At 46.0% G+C, this 23,788-nt stretch carries 5 protein-coding genes and 2 pseudogenes; all 7 read right to left on the reverse strand.

Features of this window, described 5'->3' with window-relative positions; genetic code table 11:
• Positions 1 to 908 precede the first annotated feature (908 nt).
• Positions 909 to 7,145 (reverse strand): glycoside hydrolase family 9 protein, encoded by a 6,237-nt coding sequence (locus tag L0M14_RS18795; RefSeq protein ID WP_235118152.1) that lies wholly within the window; start codon positions 7,143 to 7,145, stop codon positions 909 to 911.
• Between the two features lie 373 nt (positions 7,146 to 7,518).
• Positions 7,519 to 11,667: an endo-1,4-beta-xylanase gene (locus L0M14_RS18800; RefSeq protein WP_235118153.1), complete on the reverse strand. Its 4,149-nt coding sequence runs from the start codon at positions 11,665 to 11,667 to the stop codon at positions 7,519 to 7,521.
• A 435-nt stretch (positions 11,668 to 12,102) separates the two neighbouring features.
• Complete coding sequence (locus L0M14_RS18805; protein WP_235118154.1) at positions 12,103 to 18,126, reverse strand: glycoside hydrolase family 3 C-terminal domain-containing protein; 6,024 nt, start codon at positions 18,124 to 18,126, stop codon at positions 12,103 to 12,105.
• Positions 18,127 to 18,735: 609 nt separating this feature from the next.
• Positions 18,736 to 19,122: pseudogene (locus L0M14_RS18810) on the reverse strand (ABC transporter permease subunit); the annotation flags it as partial.
• Positions 19,123 to 19,383: 261 nt separating this feature from the next.
• Positions 19,384 to 19,896, reverse strand: a pseudogene (gene sigK, locus L0M14_RS18815) (RNA polymerase sporulation sigma factor SigK); the annotation flags it as partial.
• 220 nt (positions 19,897 to 20,116) lie between these two features.
• Entirely contained in the window at positions 20,117 to 20,911 is a 795-nt protein-coding gene (locus tag L0M14_RS18820; RefSeq protein ID WP_235118155.1) for a helix-turn-helix transcriptional regulator, read from the reverse strand.
• A gap of 310 nt (positions 20,912 to 21,221) precedes the next feature.
• Entirely contained in the window at positions 21,222 to 23,762 is a 2,541-nt protein-coding gene (locus tag L0M14_RS18825) for a sugar-binding protein (protein ID WP_235118156.1), read from the reverse strand.
• Positions 23,763 to 23,788 lie beyond the last annotated feature (26 nt).

Genomic DNA, 23,788 nt, shown 5'->3' on the forward strand with positions numbered 1-23,788 from the left:
GCCGCTCGGCTGCCTTCTTTGTTTTTTGAGCTTATGTATCCCGTTAACGTAATGAAACACCTTCATACCTTCTATGTATGTCGAAAACTATAATGATTTTCACAATATTTGGTTTATTGAACTGTTCCAGATGTCTGTGTCAAGTTCTACGCTCCAAAATATACTACTGTATTACTTTACAGAAGGTGGTTGATAAACATTGAAGTGTAGTAGATTGAAGCTTAGCAGTCCAACAGTCAATCGTGTTCGGCACATTATGTCTGGTGTTACGTCTATTAATCGGGGGCATCAACATCTGTTCTTGAACTCGTCAGACGTCGTCGTACTAGTTCCCGGTTCGCACTTTCACACGTTTCACGGGGTGACTACAACGCAAAATGGACATCGGCATACGTACTCTGGTCGAAGCGGGCCTGTCAATCAACGGTGTTGGTCCACATGGTGGCGGTCCGAATCACTTTCACCGCTTCACGATTGTATTTAAACAAACAAACGGGCACACTCATACAGTAAGAGGTACAACTACCAAAAACAGATTTATCCCGAACAGTTCCCCCAATTCAATCTTATAAACACCTAAACAAACAAAAAGAGCCATACTCAACCAATACGAGCTTGTAGAATTTGAGGCGATGATTACACGCGGTTTTGTTGATATGGCAGGAAGAACAGTCGATTTGAAGTCCCGAGATTTTTGAACGTTTACCAGTGTGAATCAAAAAAGCAATATGCAATGACCCATTTCGGTGACAATTGCATATTGCTTTTTCATTGATTCATTAGTTTATTGACAGAGGTACAAATCGAATCCATAAAGAGATGCTGAGACTATAAATAGTAATAAAAAGTTAGCCCCAATAACAAGAATAACTTCATTCTTATTATTGGAGCTCAAATTTACAATTTAGTTATTTATAATCCAGTATATGATATGCAACATATGAAAGGTCATAAATATCCACCTTGTTGTCTCTATTCACATCTGACCTTTTGACCTTCTCCCAATCGATGTCTGTAGAATCCTTTCCATAATTGTAAGCTACCATCGCAAGGTCTCCTACGCTTATATTTCCGTCGTTGTTTATGTCTGCGTAAGCTACTTGACTCATAAATACAATTACTGCACTATGAAGTGCCGCAACGGAGCTGTCTACCTGGGATTGTGTTGCATTAGAGTTATTGTATACTGACATGGCCGCATTTATAGCAGCACCGAAGATATCTTTTGCTTCCTGCGGATATTGTCCAAGCTGTGTTCCAACTACTGCCCCTGCATAGATGCTTTCAGCACTACTAATAGCAACTGCTAGGGCTGTCTTATCAATACCATGTCCAGTTATCACTGAAGAAAGGAAGATATTTTTTGAACTATCCAAAGCGGTTACTTGATTGTCTACCTGTGCCTGTGTTGCACTGGTGTTGTCATAAACAGCTTTTGCTGCATCTATAGCTGCCCTAAAGATATCCTTGGCTGTCTGTGGGTACTGGCCTGTCTGTGTGCCTACTACCGCATTGGCATAAAGGGTCTCTGCGCTACTTATAGATGCTGCAAGTTGAGCCTTATTAACCTCAGATGCTGTGCCTACTACAATGGTTTTACTGCTCAATACCGCCTCAACCTCTATTCCCTCAGGCGCAGTACCAAGCACCGCTTGGGTAACTGCAATATTTCCGGAAGCATTTGCTTTTGCCTTGAAGGTGACGTTGAGTATTGCCGCGCTTGGCGTACTCAAACCATCTGTGGCCACAGAAATAATTCTTACAGCGCCGGGAGTGGTTTTAGAGTCTACTACCGTGATATTGTTATTTGCACCTTCTACAGATACATACTCGAAGATATTAGGGTCATAACCAAGTGAAATATCCTGAGCATAAACGTTTTGTGGCACACTGTCCAGACTGATTCCTACAATAAAGTTACTTGCAGGCGGTACAATGCTTGCTGCCGATATGTTTACTATAGGTTTAGTTTGATCTACTGGAGTTGTAGTCGTTGTAATTGTGTCGGCTGCTTTTCCAACTATGATCCATTTGGCAGCGGTTTCGATACTGTAGCCTGTTTCGTCTGGCAGATAGTTGTAATCGTCAACGGCTTCAGGGAAGTCCGGCAGAACGTTCGCCGTACCGGCAACGATACCACCAGCGATGAAATAACGGTCGGCACGGTTGCTGCCATAGCCGTGTTTCGATGATTTGGTTCCCACTCCAGACACCCAAGAGGTGTCGTTATACATATGTGTGCCCAAGATATAGTTCGCTGCGCTGAGCGTATATTTCTCGCTCACAATCTCAGGAAAATACTTGTTCAGGACGCTCATGCTAACACCTATGTTGAGAACGCTGTCATTGCCGCCAGCTACCGGCACGCCAAACGGATTGGAGATCTGGCTGTCCAAGACAGGGAGATAATTGGTTAGAGCTTGCTTAAATTGATTCTTGAAGTCTTCATCCATATAAGTAAGGACACGCGCAGCTTTCCATCCGTCCATTCCGAAGTTTACAGTACTCAGCTCAAGTGCCGAAACTTCCGTAATGAACTGCTTATATGTTTCCTTGTTGCCACTCGTGGCGATCAGGAGCTGCACAGCAGCCCTCCACTCAGCAGCAACCTGCGTTCCGCTAGTGACAAGTGTCTCTGTATTCCAAATCTTTTCCGCTGCTGTCAGGCAGCGAGCGGCAAGTGCGTCGTCAAAACCTTTGAGCGCATAGGCTGCCGATGCTAGCGCGGCTGCTGCATCATACTGCATTTCCACGTCCTTGGTACCGACAAAAGCAAATCTGTCGTCCAGCTTGCCAGATTTTAAGCCATATCTAGCGTCCGACGCGAGAGTACTGTCGTAAACGAAGCCGTCCGAAGCCTTCGAGGCGTCACCTGACTGTGCATATTGCTTCAGGGTAGGAACCTTCAGACCCTTGAATACGAATCCGACATTTTCAATTTGTCCTAATATCTGCAGGATTCCCTGCTTCACTTGCTGCTGAATATCATTAATTCCGTCCATTCTGTGCAGCTCAACGAAGCTGGATGCATGATCCATTGTGAATGTGTCATAGTCTACACCAAACTCTTTAAATGCCAAAGCGAGATCCTGGATCACACTAAGGTTGCTCGCAGTATCAAGATCATAGCCGCTTGGATTGTACCATCCACCAACAGCCAATCCAGGAATATGCTCATAGGGTGCATAGGTAGAATCAGTTACAGTTCCCAAGTTCCATCCACCAAACCACTGCATATTGAGCGGAGCTTGAAGCGCATCGTCTGCAAATGTCTGTTTATGCCAGATGCGGTAACTCTCGCGAACAGTCATATGATCCATATGGACAGCAAGGAAGTCACTGAGGGATGACTGCCATGATCTGTCATAAACGTTCTTTTTTATCATGAACGGATCAGTGCGTTCTCCAGCGTAACGGATTACGTACATACCAGGATCTTTGACTGAGGAAAAGTCAAAATTTCTATAGGTATAACGTGCCAATGAAGTAGGTGCGCCAATCTCGCCGGAAAATATTTCCGTATAGGTACCATCCATATTCAAACGGTCAACATAAGCTGTCGTTGGTGCGTTGAAGTTAGGATCAAGTTCGATTACGGCAACCTTTGAGAAATCCGTCGCATATCCAACCTGACTGTGAGCAACATTGGGTTTGCGGGTCCAATCCTGCTTTACGTCAGGGCTGATGTGCCATGTGATTTCGGTGGCGTTTGCTGGAATCATGGTGCGGAGTATAAACCAGCCGTCCTGTGTATTGTTGCGTCCGTCGAAGAGCGAGAGATCACCGCTGTCCGACGAAATGCGAATACGGTTTTCATTGTCCTCGGCGGCGAAGGTCATCTTCTTGCCGGTTGCGAGAGGCAGCGGCTGCATGTTGCCTTTATCACTGTACCAGCTCTTCACGTATGAGGGCTGATCCTCGGTCCTAGCTCTCTCAGCACTCGCCATATCGTCCTCAGGAACGAGAGGGAATACGCCGAAGGAATCATAATTGCCATCGCCGTTAGTATCAGCCTGGAAGCTCTTGCTGATGAACTGTGACGGGGCAAATTGTAAGCTGAAGCCCGCTTTGCCTATAAGATCTGCTGGCAGAGGGTTGTCTAGCTTAACCGTAAGCTTGATACCGCCAACTTCGGGCTCTGCCTTCAGATTGTAACTAACCGCAGGGTTGCCCTTTGAATCTGATGGAATAATCAAGCTCGCGCTGAGGGTATTGTTCACATCGTCAACCGTTCGGCTGTTGCGTACTGGAGGGATAGCACTATCCCACTTATCCGGAGCATTCAGCAGGCTGATGTCGCCGTTGGTGGCGATACGGCGTCCGGACTGGATAAGCTCGATGCCCGCGTTCTTCTTGTCGCCGAGTGCAGCATCAAAGGTGTTGTCATACATGAACAGGTTGAAGCCTGGGGTCTGCAGATATCCATCTGTGGAACTCGTCTTCTTAATACTCATCATGAAGTTATTTGCGAAGTCCTTGGTTGGTGCTTGAGTCTCAATGGAGGGCTCATTGGCGATCATACTCGCAGCCATACCTACAGAAATCCACTTAGACTGGTAGTTGATGATCGACTCGTTTTCAAACCACAGGAAGTTAAAGTCACCAAGTGATTCCACGAAATCTGGCGCAAAAGTGATGTGACCAGGCAGGATGGAACCGGGAATGAATGACTGGTCCGCACGGTTGCTGTTATAGGGTTTCAATTGGGACTTCGTGCCAACACCCGACACCCACGAATTGTTGTTGGCAGGGTGTCTGCCCAGGATATAGTTCGCAGAGCGTAGCGTATACATCTTCAAGGAATCGATAGTTGGAAAGTATTTATACATAATGGCTAGGCGCTGACCAAAGCCAATTATGTTCGGCGATCCGCCCCAGCCTGCTCCTGTGGTAAACTGCACTCCGAATGGATAGGTTATGGTAGGATAACTAACCGTGGCCGCGTATTGAGTCACAGCATTTGCCACCTGAGTTCTATAGGCCTCGTCCATGAGATCCATGATGAACATGGCGTTGTATCTTGAACTTATACCGTTTGAGTTAAATGCAGTGGATGTTAGTGAGGATAAACGGTTCTTAAAATATTCAAACTTGCTGGTGTTGCCCACCTTTTTGGTCGCAAGCATCAGCTGAACCAGCGTATTCCATTCGGTGCCCAGATTCTCCGGCTGGGATGCTCTTTCCTTGTCCCATATGGCGAGTGCAGTGTTCAGGCATTTGGTCGCAAGCTCAGGATAATAATCATATAGTAAGTATGCGGCTCCTGCGATATCCGCTGAGGTGTTACCGGTTAGATTGCTGGTGAAGCCTCCTCCTCCCCCGGCGAGCAGTAATACTCGGTCGTCAGGTTTGCCAGAATATACGAGACCGCCACGCTCAACTGTTTCATTTGGGCCAAGGGTGGAGTCGTATATATAACCGTCGGTGTCGGAAGAAACATCGCCTAGATGAGTGTACTGGCGCAGAGTACGTAATTCCATTGTTCCGCCGTAGCCGCCGAGATTATCGATCTGTGCAAGGACATACTTGATTCCGTGTGCAACCTGCTGCACAATATCAGGAATTCCGTCAGGCATATGCATCTGTACCACACCGCCTGTTTTGTCATCCCACTTAACAGATAACGTATCGCTGTTGTCCATATTGTTGAAAGCCTCGGCCGCAAAAATAAGGTCCTGAAGCACTTCGATTTCCCTGGAACCCTGAAGGTCAAAATCACCAGCGTCATACCAGCCGCCGACATTCAGTCCAGGAATATGCTGCCCCGGCGTGATGCCTTTCTCAGTGATTGAAGCCGGCATAGTTGCTGGCATGCTCATACCGTCAAACCAGGAAGCACCTAGAGGTCCTATGCTACCGTCATCCATATGCGCTGCTCCATGCCAGATGCGGTCGCCGTCGCGGACTTCAATATGGTCCATTTGAACCGCAAGGAAGCCACTCAGAGCCGATTGCCAGGATTTATTATATACGTCGTCCGCAATCGGAAATACTTCGCTTTCTTTATCACCATACTTTATGACGTACATACCCGTCTTAGTTTCGCTTGTAAAGTCGAAATTTACATATTTATACCGCTGCCATGATACGGGAGCAGTTACATTAGCGGTGTATACCACTTCCTTAGAACCGTCTGCGTTTACATGAAGCAAGGACGCCGACAAGGGAAAGTTATTATCATATTTGTCCAATTCAATAACTGCAAACTTCTCCTGGTTGGGAGAATAACCAGCCTGGCTGAAAGCTATATTAGGCTCTCGCACCCAGTTCTGAACTACCTTGGGACGGATATGCCATTTTGCAACCGTGTCGCCTTTCTTGCCATCATTGATCTGGTTACTGAGCACATACCAACCATTCTGCGCGCGGTCGCGACCGTCATACAGCTGGAGTTTGCCGGTATCAGAGGTAATACTGATATTATTCAGCTCGTCCTCAGCGGCAAATGTAAAGCCATATCCCTCGGCAAACGGAAGCGGCTGAGAATTGCCCCTATCTTTGTTCCAATCTTGTACGTACCATGACTGGGTCGGAAAGTTGGGACGCTCAACTTCGGATATTGTGCTCTGTGGATGGAGCGGGAATACTCCGAAGGTGTCATAGGGTCCGTTCTCTGTGGAGATTGCCTGAAATGTCTTGTTCTCAAATTTTGAGGGGATGAACTCCATGTTGAACCTGGCCTTGCCAGCCAGACTCGCTGGTAAATCCGAGGTAAGTACGGCTGAGAGCAATACGCCGCCTGCCTCTGGGGTAGCAATCAGGTCATACTTGAGAGTTCCGTCCGTGGCTCCGTTGAAAGTCATCGGGCTGGTGATTGTGTTAGTCGTCATGTCAAATATTTTAGTGCCACGTGTGGGCGCTGGAGTCGCGTCCCACTGCTCGGGAGTGGGCATATAGTGAATGTCGCCATTGGTAGCTATACGATTCCCATGGAGAAACAGTTCGATTCCCCCCATGTGCTGGTCGCCGAAGACACCGGAAAAGGTGTTGTTGTACATAACTACATTGAAAGCATTGGAGTTTACCGTTGTGAGGTATCTGTTTGCGTCGGTTGAGCTGCTAAGAACCATGGGGAAGTTACTGTCGGAGCTCCCTGCGGCTTGTACGGGAAGAATGGCTCCGCTAGGCGCTACACCTAAAACCATGCTAACGCTCAGAGCCATCGATACGATTTTTTTCTTTAAAGAGTTAATGATAAAAACACACTTCCTTTCATTTTTTTGATGTAAGATTCTGGGCAGTCAAATGTTCTAAGCATCATTGAGTTCATTCGCTTGCTCTTACCCTCTCCTTTGATTTCGATACATTTCGTATCTACATTTGCACACATTACCCCTATTCAGATTGTGCCTAGTCATTGCCCCAAGTATCCACGGTTGAAGCATGGTTTTGAGTAACGCATCATAGTTTGCAATATTGGCCATCCGCATCACCGAAGAACAGTTGCTGACTATTCGCTAAAGAAATGAATCATAGAGAGGGAAGCGAGCCTCCCTCTCTTTTTCCGCTGAGTGCTACTTATTCAAGTATTTTCCTAGCCAATGCTGCAAGGTCCGCGATGTCGATCTTACCGTCGTTATTCAAGTCGGCATTCTTGTAGCTCGACCAGTCCAGATCAGCGGAGGTTTTGCCGTAGGCTGCCGCAACGATTGCCAGGTCACCAACGGAATAACGGCCGTCGCTGTTCGTATCGCCCGGCTGCGTGCGAATCACTGCATCGTTAAATGTCTGCAGGGCAGCATTCAACGTGCTTACTGCCTGCTCAACTTGATCCTGGGTTGCCGCAGCGTTATCCGCTACAGCCTTCGCCTGATCGATAGCTGCCTGCAGCGTTGCTTTGGAGCCCGCCGGATATTGGCCTGTCTGGGTTCCCTCAACGGCAGCGTCATGCTTGCTTTGTGCATCGGCGATTAAGGTATTGAGGGCTGTTTTATCAACGACCACACTGTTCAGCTGAACCGTATAAGACGTGCTCTGCAGTTCATTTTCAACGCCGGCTTCATCGGCAACGACTGCCTTGGACAAGGAAATCGTAGCGGCTGCAGCCTGCGTATCGGATTTTGCTTTCCAGTGAAGCTTCAGAACGCTGCCGTCAAGATGAGCGTCTTTTCCAATTGTTGCTACAAGGAGCCGAACTTCCCCTTGCTTCTGAGCCTTGTCGGCAATCACGACTTCAGTCGGCTTCACGGATTCGGCCGATACGTATTCCAGCTGGCTCGGGTCATAAGTAAACGTTAAGTCCTGGGCATAAATATTTTGATCTATGCCGCTTAGGCCATAGTTCAGATCAAAGGCTGCTCCTTTAGCAGCTTCTGCTGGGCCTTCAAGAACAGCGCTCTCAGGCGTAACCGTCACACGACTTACCGCCGTCTTATTGCCGTCTGCTGTTGTCGCCGTAATATCTGCATTTCCTGCAGCTATGGCATGAACCGTTACAGTTGTCGTACCTGTTGAAGCGTCGTACACGGCACCCTCTACCGTTGCGACTGCCGTATTGCTAGACGAGAAGGTTACGGCCTTGTTGGATGCATTTGCTGGGGTTATTGTAGCGATCAGGGTTCCACTGGAGCCCGCCGTCAAGCTTAATGTACCTTTATCAAGTGTGACACCAGTCACATCAACTTGAGGTGCTGATCCTTCCGATCCAGGTACGATTAAGTGAATAGGAGTACTTACTACATGGTTAGTTCCATCAGAAATCGTATACGTGTACGTGATTTCTCTTGCGTAGACAGGTTGAGTAACAAGGCCTGTTGCAGAGAGGATACTCGCATCACTTGAATCGTAGCTGATGGTATACGTTGGAGTGATGCTTTTCACGAGTTGTACCGTGTTTGATCCTTCACTAAATTGTACGGTTTCGGGTAATTGCGTTCTAACATATTCAGAAACTTTGGTTGCAGCATTCATTTTCATTTGAGCTGGAGTGACCGGCAGTGCATCATTTATATTCAGTACCTGAACATATTCTACATAGGTATCAATTACTGGGCTACTAGCTGCGTTCTTCGTTGCGAATAGTCCCATTTTGGTATTGTTAAGGCTTGCATTAATTGCTGCACCTACATTTGTATAAGTAATACCATCCAACGAATATGAGCACTGGTAACTATCCCCAGTCTTAGCCATTCTTAGATAAATGGTTAAAGTGCCGTCTCCATTGGCATTAACAGCATTTGTTGCAGATGAAGAGAATCCCTGATTGACTTCACGTCCAGCTTGGACGATGATGCGACTTCCGTTGTTTTCGGCATCCAGTTTTACATAGTTATCGTCATCCTGCCAAGCTAAGAACGCAAATTGTTGATAGGTTGCAGATGGTGCTACAGGATAGTGGACCTTAGTAACAATATCCCAATCACCACCGGCAGGGGCTGTAAATACGTTATTCCAAGCGGCATTTGTTTGATAGATATCCCCCGTTAATGTAGGAAGACGTAGTCCCTTACCTTGTTCTAATGAGTAATTTGCAGCATCTGGTTTAAGAATTGTCCAGAAGTTCGACAAATTCTCAGATGTTGTATGAACAAAGTTGAAGCTTTCAGCCCGATAATTAAGCTTTATTGTATATGTCGTCTTTGCGCTTCCCATTGAAACATCAACCGTCGCCTGACCCGGCACTGCCGTTGCCTGACTGATATGAACGGAGACACCTGGATCTTTAGGGGTCGCCGTTATCTTGGGGATCGTCCCATAAGGAGCTAGCACATTGTAGGTGTAATTGTCTGGCGTAAATCCACTGACCTGCGTGCCATTCACCATAAGGCTGCTTAACGTGGTGTCAACCTCAAAGTTTACTGTATAAGTAGTCTGTTTGGTGCTATCACTTGATGCGACTGTAATTACAGACTGGCCGGGGAGTTCCGAAGCTTGAGTAACTGTAACCTTCGCAGTGGAATCGGCTGCGGCTGCCGAAACCTGCGGTATCGTTCCCACCGGGGTCGTAATATGATATTCGTGTGTTCCCGGAGCGAAGCCGCTCAGCGGTGACCCGTTCACTGTGATATCCTTTAATGAGATCGTGGTGTCAGTCAATCCCGCTAAGGCTGCCGTCAACGCGTTTGTTGCGTCCTTCACGTTATTTAAGGCATTAAGATCATAGATTCTTACACCCAGAATATCATTGGCTGCTTTTCGGGCTGCAACAAAATTGTTCCAGCTGTCAGGAGTGTACCTATCCTTGGAGGAATCCAAATCCTGAGGAAGATTACTCAGCTGCTTTTTCAATTCGAAACGGGCTGCACTGCCGACCATAGCATAGTAGGACATCTTTGCCGTATAGTTTGTATTTCCCGTGCTATCGGCCGACATGAAGATATGCGCACCCTTGTTGGAGTTGAACGTGCTCGAATCACTCACTCCGTCAAAGGCGTACATGCTCAGCTTGCCGCCATTGCCCTTGCTGTTCTCGAGCAGGAAATCAAATTGATTCGCCTGCCAATCAGCCTGCTCTCTTTGGATTTCAGGCAAATTCGCCATGGCAGCCGTCCAGCCGTTTCTAACCAGTGCCACATGTGCGTTGGGCGTGTTATCCCAATTCGTTTTCGTCCAGTTCGGATTCTTCGATCCGTCCGGCAAATAGTACGGAAGTGCGTTCGGATCATAATTCGGATTGGCCACAAGATCGGAACGTGTGTCGGATTCGGTAAATTGGATTTCATCGCTAATGGCGGCGAACTTATTGAAGGTCTCTTTAAACACGTTCACGTCGAGTGAAACCGCGTTCCTGTTCTGCATACCCACGACAAAGGTTGTGCCGTCTTGCTTCATCTGCTGGTAGATAGGCGTCAGCATAGTAACGGTCGCGCTGCGCTTTGGCTCGTAGGGTTTATCGGCGTCGTAAAAGTCATTGTATACAAACGTCCAGTTTGCTCCCAATGCTTTGTTGTATTTCGAGGCAGATGCAAATGCCTGTCTGACAAACTCGCTCTCTGCCAGGATCCTGTCTTCACCGGTCAGATCCGGTCTTTTGAAAATGCGGCCCCAGTTGCTAACTTGGTAATCGCCATCATTTCGGATATAACCTGTATAGTCGTCAATGGCTTCGTTGACTACATCCCATGAGTAGAGTACGTCGTCATAAGGAGCGAATTTTTCAAATACCGCTTTAATATAGGAATCGATTCTAGCCAGCATAACCTCCCTGCTTGCCCAGGGCTTAGAGGTTGAAAATCCTTCATGGAAGAAAGCCTCGGGCGTCTGGTTGTGCCAAAGGAGCGTATGACCTTTGATCTTGACCTGATCATTAGGCCCCCGGGTTTTGTTTAAATTCCTGACATTGTTTAAAAAAGTCTCTTGAGAGGTCGTTGACGCAAGTACGGCGGTCTTATTTGCCTTATCAATCGCAGCCGCACGCTCTTCATCGCTGGAATAGGCTGCGTTTAAAGCGCTGTTATATGCTGCAGCCGACTGGCTGGAGCCGAACAGAGCTGACGGCTTAAATTCATTAGCCGGACTCCAACTGTCATAATGATGCTGCAGCATGCTTTGCGGATCTCCACCCCCAAAAAAGCTGCTCATCCCCTGAAACGAACCGAACTTAAAATAGTTTTGAAAAGTCTGATAAAGCGATGGAAGCTCAGGCTGATAGCTTGCCGAAGCAGGCTGAACTAAAAAAGTCATCAGCATGGTAACCATAAGTGATAATGCTATGATCTTATTTCTCATCTTGATTTCCTTCCTCCTATATGAGATACATTACTGCAATCTGTTTCTCCACCATATCATCCGATAGTAATTCTCGAAGAGGGCTAAAAAATAGCACCCTCTTTAGGTTTTGATACATTATGTATCAGTCATTGCATACCCCCTCTTCATTCAGTGGTCATCCTCCAAGTGTCTTCAAGTAAATGTCCCCATAAGCTTCAATTCATGATCTTGTCTATCATTTGTTCATGTTCCGCTTTCCCCCTCTATTGGTTAAACGAACTGATACCGCTTACAATATTTATTGTATCAGCGTCAAAAGCGGGCCGCTATGGCGGCGGCCCGCATTCTTTTGCCTCCTATCAGCATTCATTTAACCCAGTATGAAAACGAACACAATCCTTTTACAGTGTCTAGCATTAATCTGCGCTTGCCAAAATTTGCTGCTAAGTTTCACTATTCAAGTATTTTCCTAGCCATGGCCGCAAGGTCCTCGATGTCGATCTTACCGTCGTTATTCAAGTCGGCATTCTTGTAGCTCGACCAGTCCAGATCAGCGGAGGTTTTGCCGTAGGCTGCCGCAACAATTGCCAGGTCACCCACGGAATAACGGCCGTCGCCGTTCGTATCGCCCGGCGTTGTGCGAATCACTGCATCGTTAAATGTCTGCAGGGCAGCATTCAACGTGCTTACTGCTTGCTCAACTTGATCCTGGGTTGCCGCAGTGTTATCCGCTACAGCCTTCGCCTGATCGATTGCTGCCTGCAGCGTTGCTTTGGAGCCCGCCGGATATTGGCCTGTCTGGGTTCCCTCAACGGCAGCGTCATGCTTGCTTTGTGCATCGGCGATTAAGGTATTGAGGGCTGTTTTATCAACGACCACACTGTTCAGCTGAACCGTATAAGACGTGCTCTGCAGTTCATTTTCAACGCCGGCTTCATTGGCAACAACTGCCTTGGACAAGGAAATCGTAGCAGCTGCAGCCTGCGTATCGGATTTTGCTTTCCAGTGAAGCTTCAGAACGCTGCCGTCAAGATGAGCGTTTTGGCCAATTGTTGCCACAAGGAGCCGAACTTCCCCTTGCTTCTGAGTCTTGTCGACGATCACGACTTCAGTCGGCTTCACGGATTCGGCCGATACGTATTCCAGCTGGCTCGGGTCATAAGTAAACGTTAAGTCCTGAGCGTAAATGTTCTGATCTATGCCGCTTAGTCCATAGTTCAGATCAAAGGCTGCTCCTTTAGCAGCTTCTGCTGGGCCTTCAAGAACAGCGCTCTCAGGCGTAACCGTCACACGACTTACCGCCGTCTTATTGCCGTCTGCTGTTGTCGCCGTAATATCTGCATTTCCTGCAGCTATGGCATGAACCGTTACAGTTGTCGTACCTGTTGAAGCGTCGTACACAGCACCCTCTACCGTTGCGACTGCCGTATTGCTAGACGAGAAGGTTACGGCCTTGTTGGATGCATTTGCTGGGGTTATTGTAGCGGTCAGGGTTCCACTGGAGCCCGCCGTCAAGCTTAATGCGCCTTTATCAAGTGTGACACCAGTCACATCAACTTGAGGTGCTGATCCTTCCGATCCAGGTACGATTAAGTGAATAGGAGTACTTACTACATGGTTAGTTCCATCAGAAATCGTATACGTGTACGTGATTTCTCTTGTGTAGACAGATTGAGTAACAAGACCTGTTGCAGAGAGGATACTCGCATCACTTGAATCGTAGCTGATGGTATACGTTGGAGTGATGCTATTCACGAGTTGTACCGTGTTTGATCCTTCACTAAATTGTACGGTTTCGGGTAATTGCGTTCTAACATATTCAGAAACGTTGGTTGCAGCATTCATTTTCATTTGAGCTGGAGTGACCGGTAGTGCATCATTTGTAGTCAGTACCTGAACATATTCTACATAGGTATCAATTACTGGGCTGCTAGCTGCGTTCTTCGTTGCGAATAGTCCCATTTTGGTATTGTTAAGACTTACATTAATTGCTGCACCTACATTTGTATAAGTAATACCATCCAACGAATACGAGCACTGGTAACTATCCCCAGTCTTAGCCATTCTTAGATAAATGGTTAAAGTGCCGTCTCCATTGGCATTAACAGCATTTGTTGCAGATGAAGTAAATCCCTGATTGACTTCACGTCCAGCTTGGACGATGATGCGACTTCCGTTGTTTTCGGCATCCAGTTTTACATAGTTATCCTCATCCTGCCAAGCTAAGAACGCAAATTGTTGATAGGTTGCAGATGGTGCAACAGGATAGTGGACCTTAGTAACAATATCCCAATCACCACCGGCAGGGGCTGTAAATACGTTATTCCAAGCGGCATTTGATTGATAGATATCTCCCGTTAATGTAGGAAGACGTAGTCCCTTACCTTGTACTAATGAGTAATTTGCAGCATCTGGTTTAAGAATTGTCCAGAAGTTTGACAAATTCTCAGATGTTGTATTTACAAAGTTGAAGCTTTCAGCCTGATAATTAAGCTTAAAAGTATATGTTGTTGAACCGAAAGGACTAGTTACAACAGCAGTGGCATTGCCTGGAATGGTTGTTGCTTGGTTCACGACACACGTTAAACCATCTCCACACTCTACCGAGTACTCGTAATCTCCAGGTAATGCATCCTTTGGTACAACTACATCATAGGTAGTAATGCGTGGATCAAATCCTGGAATATCTACTCCACCCTTTTGAATTTTATCCGCCACAGGATTTAATGCATCAAGGCTTCCAATTCTCAAATATTCAAAAGATACATGGAGTACATCCGCGCTTCCATTACCATTAGTTGCTATTAAACCTAATTGTGGTGCGGCGAAATTCACTGCAGCTGTTCCGGAATAACTAGACCAAGTGACACCGTCAGCGGACCATTGTGCTGAAATCGTCCCATTGTTACTAGTTAGACGTAAATACATCTTTGTGTTGCCTGCTGAATTTGTGTTGCCTGTAACTACGGTTGCTGTCCCATTGACGACATTATACAATGCAATTCGGTTCGTAGTTCCCGTAGAACGTTCATAAACAAGTTTTACGTAATTAGAGTCATCTTGGTAATAGATCAACCCGCCTTGCTGATTGTTAGAAGTAGGAGTGGCTGAAAAATTCACAGCAGTCTGCGATACGAAATTACCAGTCGCTGGCTGCATAACTAAGTTCTGAACTGCATCTACCGCTGCCTGTTTTGTTCTGATCGTCACTCCATTATTCGTGTCGAAAGAATAATCCGAATCTTGCCGTACGATGGAGTAGTGACTATCTAAAGCTGCTGCTCCTTTGAATTCAGCACTTACCGGTGGCCGACCAAAGTTAACTGTATAGACCCTACTAAATGTTGAATCGGATACTGTAATCTTTGCTGTTCCAGGAATACCATTAGCTTGCACGATTGATACAACGCTATCGGCATTAGCAGAAATAGCCGCTACCACTGGGGCTGCACTCTGTTCGAAAGGAACTACCACATTATATTGATTGATGGAAGGATCAAAACCGCTAACTGTGGTCCCGTTAATCTTGAGGTCTTTCAGGGTAGTAGAAGGATTAACATAAACGATAAAGTCAGTTGAACGCTGTTCTCCTGCATAACTAACGGTTGCAGTAATCGTTGCTACGCCAGCTCCAAGGGTAGTGATTTGATCGCCAGCTATTGATACCACTCCCGGTCTATTGCTGCTATATGTTACGGTCATTCCAGCTGGCATAGCTTTGCTGGAGCCCTTGGCAATATATCCATATAGCGTATCATCATTCATTGCAACCGTAACTTGTGGAAGTACAGTCTTTCCTTTGTCGAAAAATACCCGAGTTGGGATATCTAATGCCACGTCGCTGTCCTGACGAGGTTTTGCTGTTACAACGCTTAACTTAGGAGCTACCGAGCCTGTAACAAAAATATCCTTGTTAAGTTTAATATCCGCATCTGCACTTGATGTGCTGAACTGCAAATTGTATCTTCCCGTATCCATAACCCATTTGCCTGCCGCCTCATCATAAAAACGTAAGTCTGGCACTTTAACAGTTATGGTAACTGGAACTGTTTGCCCTGCATGTACCATTACTTTCTTGAATCCAATAAGACGTTTGATAGGACGTTGATTAACATCTGTTTGAGTAGAGTCTGGTGTTGAAGCATAAAGCTCTACAATATCGTTTCCGTCTCTATCACTTGTATTCGTGATATTCATAGAGACATTGATCGTACCGTTAGCATCAACAGAATCCCCTGCGCCTAAACCTGTTACTGTCATATTGGAATATGCGAAGCTTGAATAGCTCAATCCATATCCAAAGCTGTAGAGAGGAGCTCCTTTTGATCCATCATAATACATATATGTGCGGCCAGGGGAAGTAACCGTCGTGGTTGCACTTGTATTATTACCTGTTTTATAGGTATCAGGTCCAGGTGTAATTCTGTAGCTTCTTATGCTTGGGAATTGGTCATTTTTGAACCATAGGGTTGATGTACGTCCACTCGGGTTATATTTACCTAGCAAAACATCTGCTAGTCCCAATCCCTTAACTTGCCCGTTATATCCGCTCCATAACAGGGCAGGAACATCTGCAGATAAAGTTGATAGGTCGTCCGGGCTGGTACTTTCAATAACGGTGACCGTTTTGGGATTTTTTGCGGCAACAGCATTAGCCAGCGCCAGCTGCGCTCCTGGTAATGTGTTATTAGGGTTTGTATTGCCCCCTCGATCACTATCCTCAGCAGCAGTTGCTTGTTCTGTGCCAAGAGCAACGATAGCTAAATCATAACCTGAAGCAAGATCAATCGCTGCATTATCTAATGTCGTCATACCTGCATAAGTTGTCCCCGTATTGGTGAAGCCCTTTTTCCAGTCAACCACAGCATTGGGATTGATTTCTTGAATTTCTGCTTTGATACCGTTATAAGGGTTTACCATTTTAGCGATGCCGCTAGCACCGGAACCTGAAGAATAACCGCCTAAGAAAAAGCTATTATTCGTTGTATTGTAGTTAGCATTAAGACCATACACGACAACTTTAAATTCACCGGTTGAAGGCACATGGATTGGAAGCACTGATTGGTTTCCATTTGATGCGACTGGATTGTTTCTTAACAAGATCAGGGATTCTGCTGCTGCTTGACGAGCAATATCAGATCTTTCTTGGGTCATGTTCTTACCATCACCGCCGGTACCCGAATTAAACGTCCACAAGCTTCCATTTCCTAAAGCAGTTCTTCTTGCAATTGCATCATCATACCAGGAAACTTTGTTTGTCGATGATTGAATGACGCCTGCTGCATTTCTAACCGTATCATCAAACTCGCCCAGCTTCATTCGAGTCGTATACAGATCAAGCAAATCTACATCTATCGCATTCTCTGTGAAAATGCCTGATGGAGTAGGAAGGTTTGCTGCTGCTGCTCCTGGAAGTTGTGCGCCATAGTTAGAGCCGGTATACCCTGCATTACATACTAGATTGGTACCAAACATTGCAGCCCATGCGTATCCTTCTTGCGTAGTCATTGCCCTGTTCGTTCCGGGATACATATAGTTCTGTCTGGACGGCGACACAGCCATTGCTATACTATCGCAGTCCGTTGTTACATAACCGGAGAACCCAAAGGTTTGACGAAGAAATGTTTCCATTAAATTTCGGTCTAATGTAACCGGTGTACCATTAACACTATTATAAGAGCTCATAATAGAGGTAACATCCGTATTTTTAATAATCTCTCTATAAGGTTTCGTATAGAACTCTCTGAGCTCCCGACCTGTTACATCAGAGCTGCCATTCAGACGGTTAACTTCAGAATTATTCGCCGTATAATGCTTTATGGTACTTACAGTCTTTAAGTACCCATTGGGATCAATTAGGCTACCGTCCATATTCTTGCCTTCCAGACCATTTACAAACTGCCCGGCAATTCTAGCTGTTAACAAGGGATCTTCAGAAAAGGTTTCATCCGTGCGTCCCCAACGCGTATCACGTGCTAGATTGATAGTTGGTGAGTAGAAGGTTAACATACGGTCACTATCAGGAGCTGTTTCACGAGCTTCATCACTAATAGCCGTTGCTACTTTGTGCATAAGCTCTGGATCCCATGAACTTCCCATAGAAAGCCCAATTGGATATGAAGTTGCATTATTAATGGTTGTCGCGTTACCAGAAGCATTAAGCTGGTACCGGGATACACCGTGCAAGGCCTCATTCCACCAGCCATATGAAGGAATTACTTTGCCGTCGGAAAGGGCGATTGATGGCGATGCGCTTCCGTTCATTTGAGATGCCTTCTGTGAAATAGACATCTTTGAAATCATGTCTGCTGCCCTTTCCTTAAAGGAATAGTGCTCAGAATCCATATAAATCGGCAATGCCTGTGGTTCAGGCTCAGCTGCATAACTTCTTTGAGGAGCCTGCCCTACTAATAATGGTGTTGTACATATAGCAACAAATAATGTAATAGAAATAACCCGTTTTCCTTTTTTTAGCATTTTCCCTTTCCCCCCTATGACTACTGATTCGATGATAGCTACCTACAAGCTACAACTTATCCTACCTTTTTCTCCGCCATATATCCGAAAGTAATCTCCAAAAGGGGTGCCACAAGTAGTACTCTCCTTTGGGTTTGATACATTTTGTATCAAAATTTGCACACTTTACCCTATTCAGATTGTGCCAAATTGCGCCTCTCTATTGCCCTAAGGCCCGCGATGTTGATGATAGCCACCTGCCACCATACTATCACCCAAGATTTCTACCATTTGTTCATTTCCGGTTTCCCCCACTTATTAGTTAAACGAATTGAATCCGCTTACACGAACTATTGTATCAGCGTCAAAGGCGGACCCGCTACATCGGCAGTCTGGATTTTTTTGCGTCCTATCAGCATTCATTTAACACAATATGAAAACGAATATAATATTTCTTTCAATTTCTAGCATTATTTCGCACTACCTAGTAAATAAGTCCTTTCTTATAACCTATTCAACGTCCTTCTTCATTCGACATCGCCAGGCTTAGTGGTAATGACTGAATTCATAAACGTTTGCAGCGCAGCCGTCAATGCGGGAAAATGACGAGCGGAACTCTTATTTAGCCGCTTATTTATTTCTGTTTGAAATGTCCAGCCATTCGGTGAATACGAGAATACCTCCCTTCACGACGTACTGCCAGAACGATTCTAACCTCATGAGTGACATGCCGTTGTGGAGAGACGTCATCACGAGGGCACCGATGATCGCTCCGGACACCTTGCCCGATCCTCCCATCAGTGAAGTCCCCCCGGTGACGCAGGCGGTGATCACATCCATCTCCGTCATGTTGCCCGCCGAGATGGTGGCCGACGATAAGCGGGATGTCAGCACGATCGAGGCGATAGCGGTCAGCAGACCACTGAACATGAAGACAGTCATTGGTTTCTTTTTGATATTGATGCCGGACAGACGCGCCGCCTCCACGTTGCCGCCAAGTGCGTATATGTGCCGGCCTACATTCTCGATACAACGAGCCGCAAACGTGGGTAGCTTCGTCCCCTGGTGCCACGTGAACAGCTCAATTGGTTTGATCAATCCGATTGTGCTAATCGGGATCAAACCTCAATATCCCCCAAGTATTGTTGAATTATCTCAAGATGTATGAGCACATTAAGTTCATATGCCCTCAGGGATAGCCCGAACTACTTAAGAAACAAAAATTAAAAAAGAGAACTCATCGAGTACTCTCATAGATGTTCATTAAAATTCACCTGTTCACCGCTTCACCTTATAAAATTCATGATACAGCTTTATGAGCACCCTTTTTTTTATCCTTGACACGTAACTCCGTGAAATCCCCATTTCCTTCACGAACACCCGCTGCGTATGCTCCACACCGCCAAGCTCCAAACCAAACCTAGCCACCACAACCTCTTTTTCCCGCTCATCCAATATATCTATATTTTTATAAATTTTGCTCTTCTCAATCTACAGCTGTACGGCATCGGCAACGTCATCGGCTTCGCCTCCGAGGATCTCGATCAAGGCGATCTCATTGCCCTCTTTATCCGTTCCGATGGGGTCATGCAGGGACATATCTTTCCTCGTCTTCTTAAGGAACCTCAAATGCATCAGAATCTCATTCTCGATACAACGCGCCGCGAACGTGGCCAACTTCGTCCCCTTGTTCGGCGAGAACGATTCAATCGCTTTGATCAATCCGATCGTGCCGATCGAGATCAGATACTCGAGATCTTCCCCTGTATTGTCGAATTTTTTGACGTTGTAAACACGAAGCAAGGTAAAATGTCTTGCTTCACCATGTATAAATGTGGTTATGAATATTAATTGTCTCCTTCAATTTCCATTCCTCAGTAGCGCCCCGAAATTGGAACGCCACGTCCCACAATCAATTTGACGATTTCTGCACTCTTCACCAGGATTCTAGCATCAACCGTTAATTGCCCCTACCGGTTACCGTATACTTAATTAGATAAATATCCTCTTTTCAAGTTTTAGCCCCACTCTTAACAGACACACTTTCCATCTGCTTGTGAAACTTTCTTGGCGTAATGCCCGTAATCTGCTTGAATTGGCGGCAAAAGTGCTCCACGTTGTTGTACCCACAGCGTAAAGAGACCTCCGCGATGGATAGTGAGCCATGCAACAAATATTCCTTGGCTTGGCGGATGCGACTTGTAATCACGTCATCCATACAAGAAATCCCGAAAGTCTTCTTGTAAATTGCCTGTAAATACCCAGGACTGATGCGAATAGAGTCGGCCATTCTCGGAACCGCCCAATCCTGGCTAGGATTACTATAAATGGCAGTCCGAAGCGTCAACAAATTGTAGTATTGAGGCGTAATTACTTCTTGAAAGTAAGATTCCAGAAGCTTGTTAAACAGGATTCTTAGTAAGCAATCAATGGATGATTCTTTATAATTTTTTTGAAAAGAGTGTTCGCTGACAAGGAGTTGGAAAATTTTATGGATATATTCAGGGTCATTTAACGAGAAGGGCACTCCGAATGGAAGCGAAGTTTCCATTACGTATGATTCTTTGGATTCAAAACGAATCCAGTCGTTCTTATACTGTTCCGCACATGCCCGGTAATAAATTTTTTGGTGAGGTTGGAATAGAACCCCACTATGCGCTGGGTACTCCTTCAATTCCCCATTAACCCAAAACAGGGCAGGTGTATGGGTCACAACGAGCAGCCAACAATGATGGCCCTCTGGTATATCGAACACAAAATTGCTTGCGTGAGCGGCATCATACTCAACATAAAAAATGTTGGTCATCACGATCCTCCAGTATCCACAAAAATAACATTTCATCAATTATTTATTAGCATATACTGAAATGGCAACACTGTAGTGCAAAAGGTCAATCGGAGGATTGAAGATGCCCCTTATGTTGACAGCGTTTTCATTCCTTATCGTTAAAACAATTATAAGATATCAATTTTTTCAAAACAATGACCTAACCTCATCGATTATTGATCTATTCTCATATAGCTCGGATTAGGCTCCTGCAACAAATATGAAGCACAAAAAAAAGGGAGGCCAAAGTTAATTTCAACAAAGGCCACCATTTCTTCTTTACATGTAATTAATTCAAAATTTTACGAGCAAGAATCGAGATATCCGTGATGTCAATCATACCGTTGTTATTCAAATCCAACGCTCTGTACGCATTCCAATCTGAATCATCCTTATTTTTACCATAAGCAGAAGCAATGATCGCAAGGTCACCAATACTTACTTTATTATCGTTATTGAAATCTCCATCGATTGCTTTAATTCTTGAGTCATTAAAGCTTTGCAGTGCCACATTCAAGTTCAGGATCGCCTCTTCAATTTCAGCCTGGCTTACTCCCTGAGTCGACGCCACCGCTTGAGCGGCATTGATTGCTGCCTGCAAGGTTGCTTTAGAGCCTGATGGATACTGGCCAGGATATGTGCCTTCAATTGCTGCATCGTGCGCACTTTGCGCTTCCGCAATCAGACGCTGCAAGCCCGATATATCAAGTTTATTAATTTGGACTGTGTGAGTTGCACCAGCCATTTCTGTCTCTTGGCCCACGCCATTAGCAACCGTTAACTGATTGACGCGAATTGACGCGATCTGCGAATTATCCGTTGCAATAGCTTTAAACGTAAGCCTGATCAATCCATTCGCCATATCGGTATTCCCAATATTAGCCGCAATAATTCTAATCTTGCCATCCGATTTAACTTCGCCAACCAGTTTGAAATTATTTTCCTGGAGCGAATCCATGGATACAAACGCCAGCTTATCCGAATCATAATTAATAGTCGTATCTAACGCGATAACATCTTTGCCTGAACCCGCCAAACTGAAATCAACGTCGAAGTTTTTGCCGCCCTCAACGGTCATTGGACCTGTCAGCACCGCGCTTTCTTGACCGCTGATCGTGATCAACGTGCTGCCTTTGAGACTGGAACCGATGGCTTGCGCCGTTACTCTCACGACACCGTTCTTTTTAGCAGACAGCAATCCCGTCTCACTGATGATCGCCGCATTCGTCTCCGTACCGTCTTCTGCGGTTACCGACCATATAACGGGCTCTCCCGCCAACATTTGCAGCGTGCCGTCTTTCGTCGTGATGGAGGTCGCTCCGTCCGCTCCGGTTACCGTCAGCTTCTGCTCGCCCAATAGAGTAACCACACCCCATTGTGAAGCGTTATTATAGGACTGTCCGGTCTCGTCGTGCCACATGATAATGTCCTGACGGCCACCTGTAGCTTTCGCATCATTGATCTGTAAATCAAATCCAATGACACGATTAGCCGCAGGAACACTAGCCTTAAAGGGGATTTTAGTCTCAATATAATAGCCGCCATCCACGACTTTGGCAAAAGACTCAAAACCCGCACTGATACTGTCTGGATTAAAACTTTTCTCATTCAGATAGTTTACACGATATTGTCCCATACCTGTGCCGTAGGTGGCTTGTTTACTGTTGGTCTCATCCACAAAGATCTCGACCGAGTCTTTCTCATACGCGTTGCTGCTGCTGTTATTCAGCACAGGGTCTTTTACACGCACCAGTACATACAGGTTATTATTGTCCCATAGCACTTTACCTAAGCCGTCCGTCGGACCGTTCGCCATTGTCAGATGCTTAAGGATCGGCAGCGTGGCGGTCGTATTCCAGAGTGGGTCGAGCTCAGAGCCGCCGAGAACGGGCGTTCCGTATACTGCGGTACTAACTCCGCTTGGTAACAATTGAAGCTCTTTAATCGCGTTACGCAGCGCGTAATAGGCATTGTCCACTCCTACCTGCTCGATCTCACCATTTGATGCGGCAGTTTTGGCTTCATTTAACGCGCTTGCAAAAGCGTTCCATGAATTGCTTGTATAAATTGTAGCTTCTTTGCTATTGGCGGCCTCAATCAATGCGGTCAGCAGGGTTTTGTCGACCGCTGAGACAATTGGGTTCGCAGGTCCACCACGGCCCGCTTTGACATTGTTAAAATATGTTTCTACTTTCGTAATTTCGTCAGCTGTCAGCACCCTGTCGTAAATAAGAATTTGTGCGACTCCGCCCAGGAAGCGGTAGGGGGTTACAGCCGCCATCGTGTAACCTACGCCCAGATCCGAGCTGTTCCCTAAAAGCGCTTTGGCGTTGGTTCCAGTGCCGATGACATTGTTATTAACAAAAACGGCTCTATTGGTTCCGTTTAGCTGCGCCCGAACGCTAGCCAGACCGTCAGTGGCTGTGGTTGTCATTTGTTGCCCGCCGCCCGATACGCTGCCATCCGTGTTACCAAAGCGGATGTTAACTCTGTTTGTTCCTACACCCAGATTAATACCGCTCCAACCGCTGTTGGCCGCCCAAGTTTGGTAAGCCTCGTTCATTCCGAAATAAACAAGACCATTTTGGTCACTGGAGTTGTTGGCTGTGGTTGTTGGTCTAACCAACGCGTATATCGTCATCTGTGTACTGCCGTTATAATCTTTAAAACCCGCAGCTTTTAGGGGCCTTGACATCGCTGCGAAATCTACATAGTCGTATCCATCGTTCTTTAGCGTGGGGTTGCCGTTTGGTATTCCAAGATTATCGCCACCGCTGCCGGGGACGTTCGCAGGACTAGCTTCGCCGGAACGCTTCCCATATTTGTCCATCCAGTCACGTTGCCACTGCTATCTTT

The sequence above is a fragment of the Paenibacillus hexagrammi genome, assembly GCF_021513275.1.
In the GTDB taxonomy this organism is placed as follows: domain Bacteria; phylum Bacillota; class Bacilli; order Paenibacillales; family NBRC-103111; genus Paenibacillus_E; species Paenibacillus_E hexagrammi.

Bases quoted from the DNA above. Each gene is read 5' to 3' on its own strand.
- L0M14_RS18795 (WP_235118152.1), bottom strand. From the start codon at position 7,145: ATGGTTTTAGGTGTAGCGCCTAGCGGAGCCATTCTTCCCGTACAAGCC.
- L0M14_RS18800 (WP_235118153.1), bottom strand. From the start codon at position 11,667: ATGAGAAATAAGATCATAGCATTATCACTTATGGTTACCATGCTGATG.
- L0M14_RS18805 (WP_235118154.1), bottom strand. From the start codon at position 18,126: ATGCTAAAAAAAGGAAAACGGGTTATTTCTATTACATTATTTGTTGCT.
- L0M14_RS18820 (WP_235118155.1), bottom strand. From the start codon at position 20,911: ATGACCAACATTTTTTATGTTGAGTATGATGCCGCTCACGCAAGCAAT.
- L0M14_RS18825 (WP_235118156.1), bottom strand. From the start codon at position 23,762: ATGGACAAATATGGGAAGCGTTCCGGCGAAGCTAGTCCTGCGAACGTC.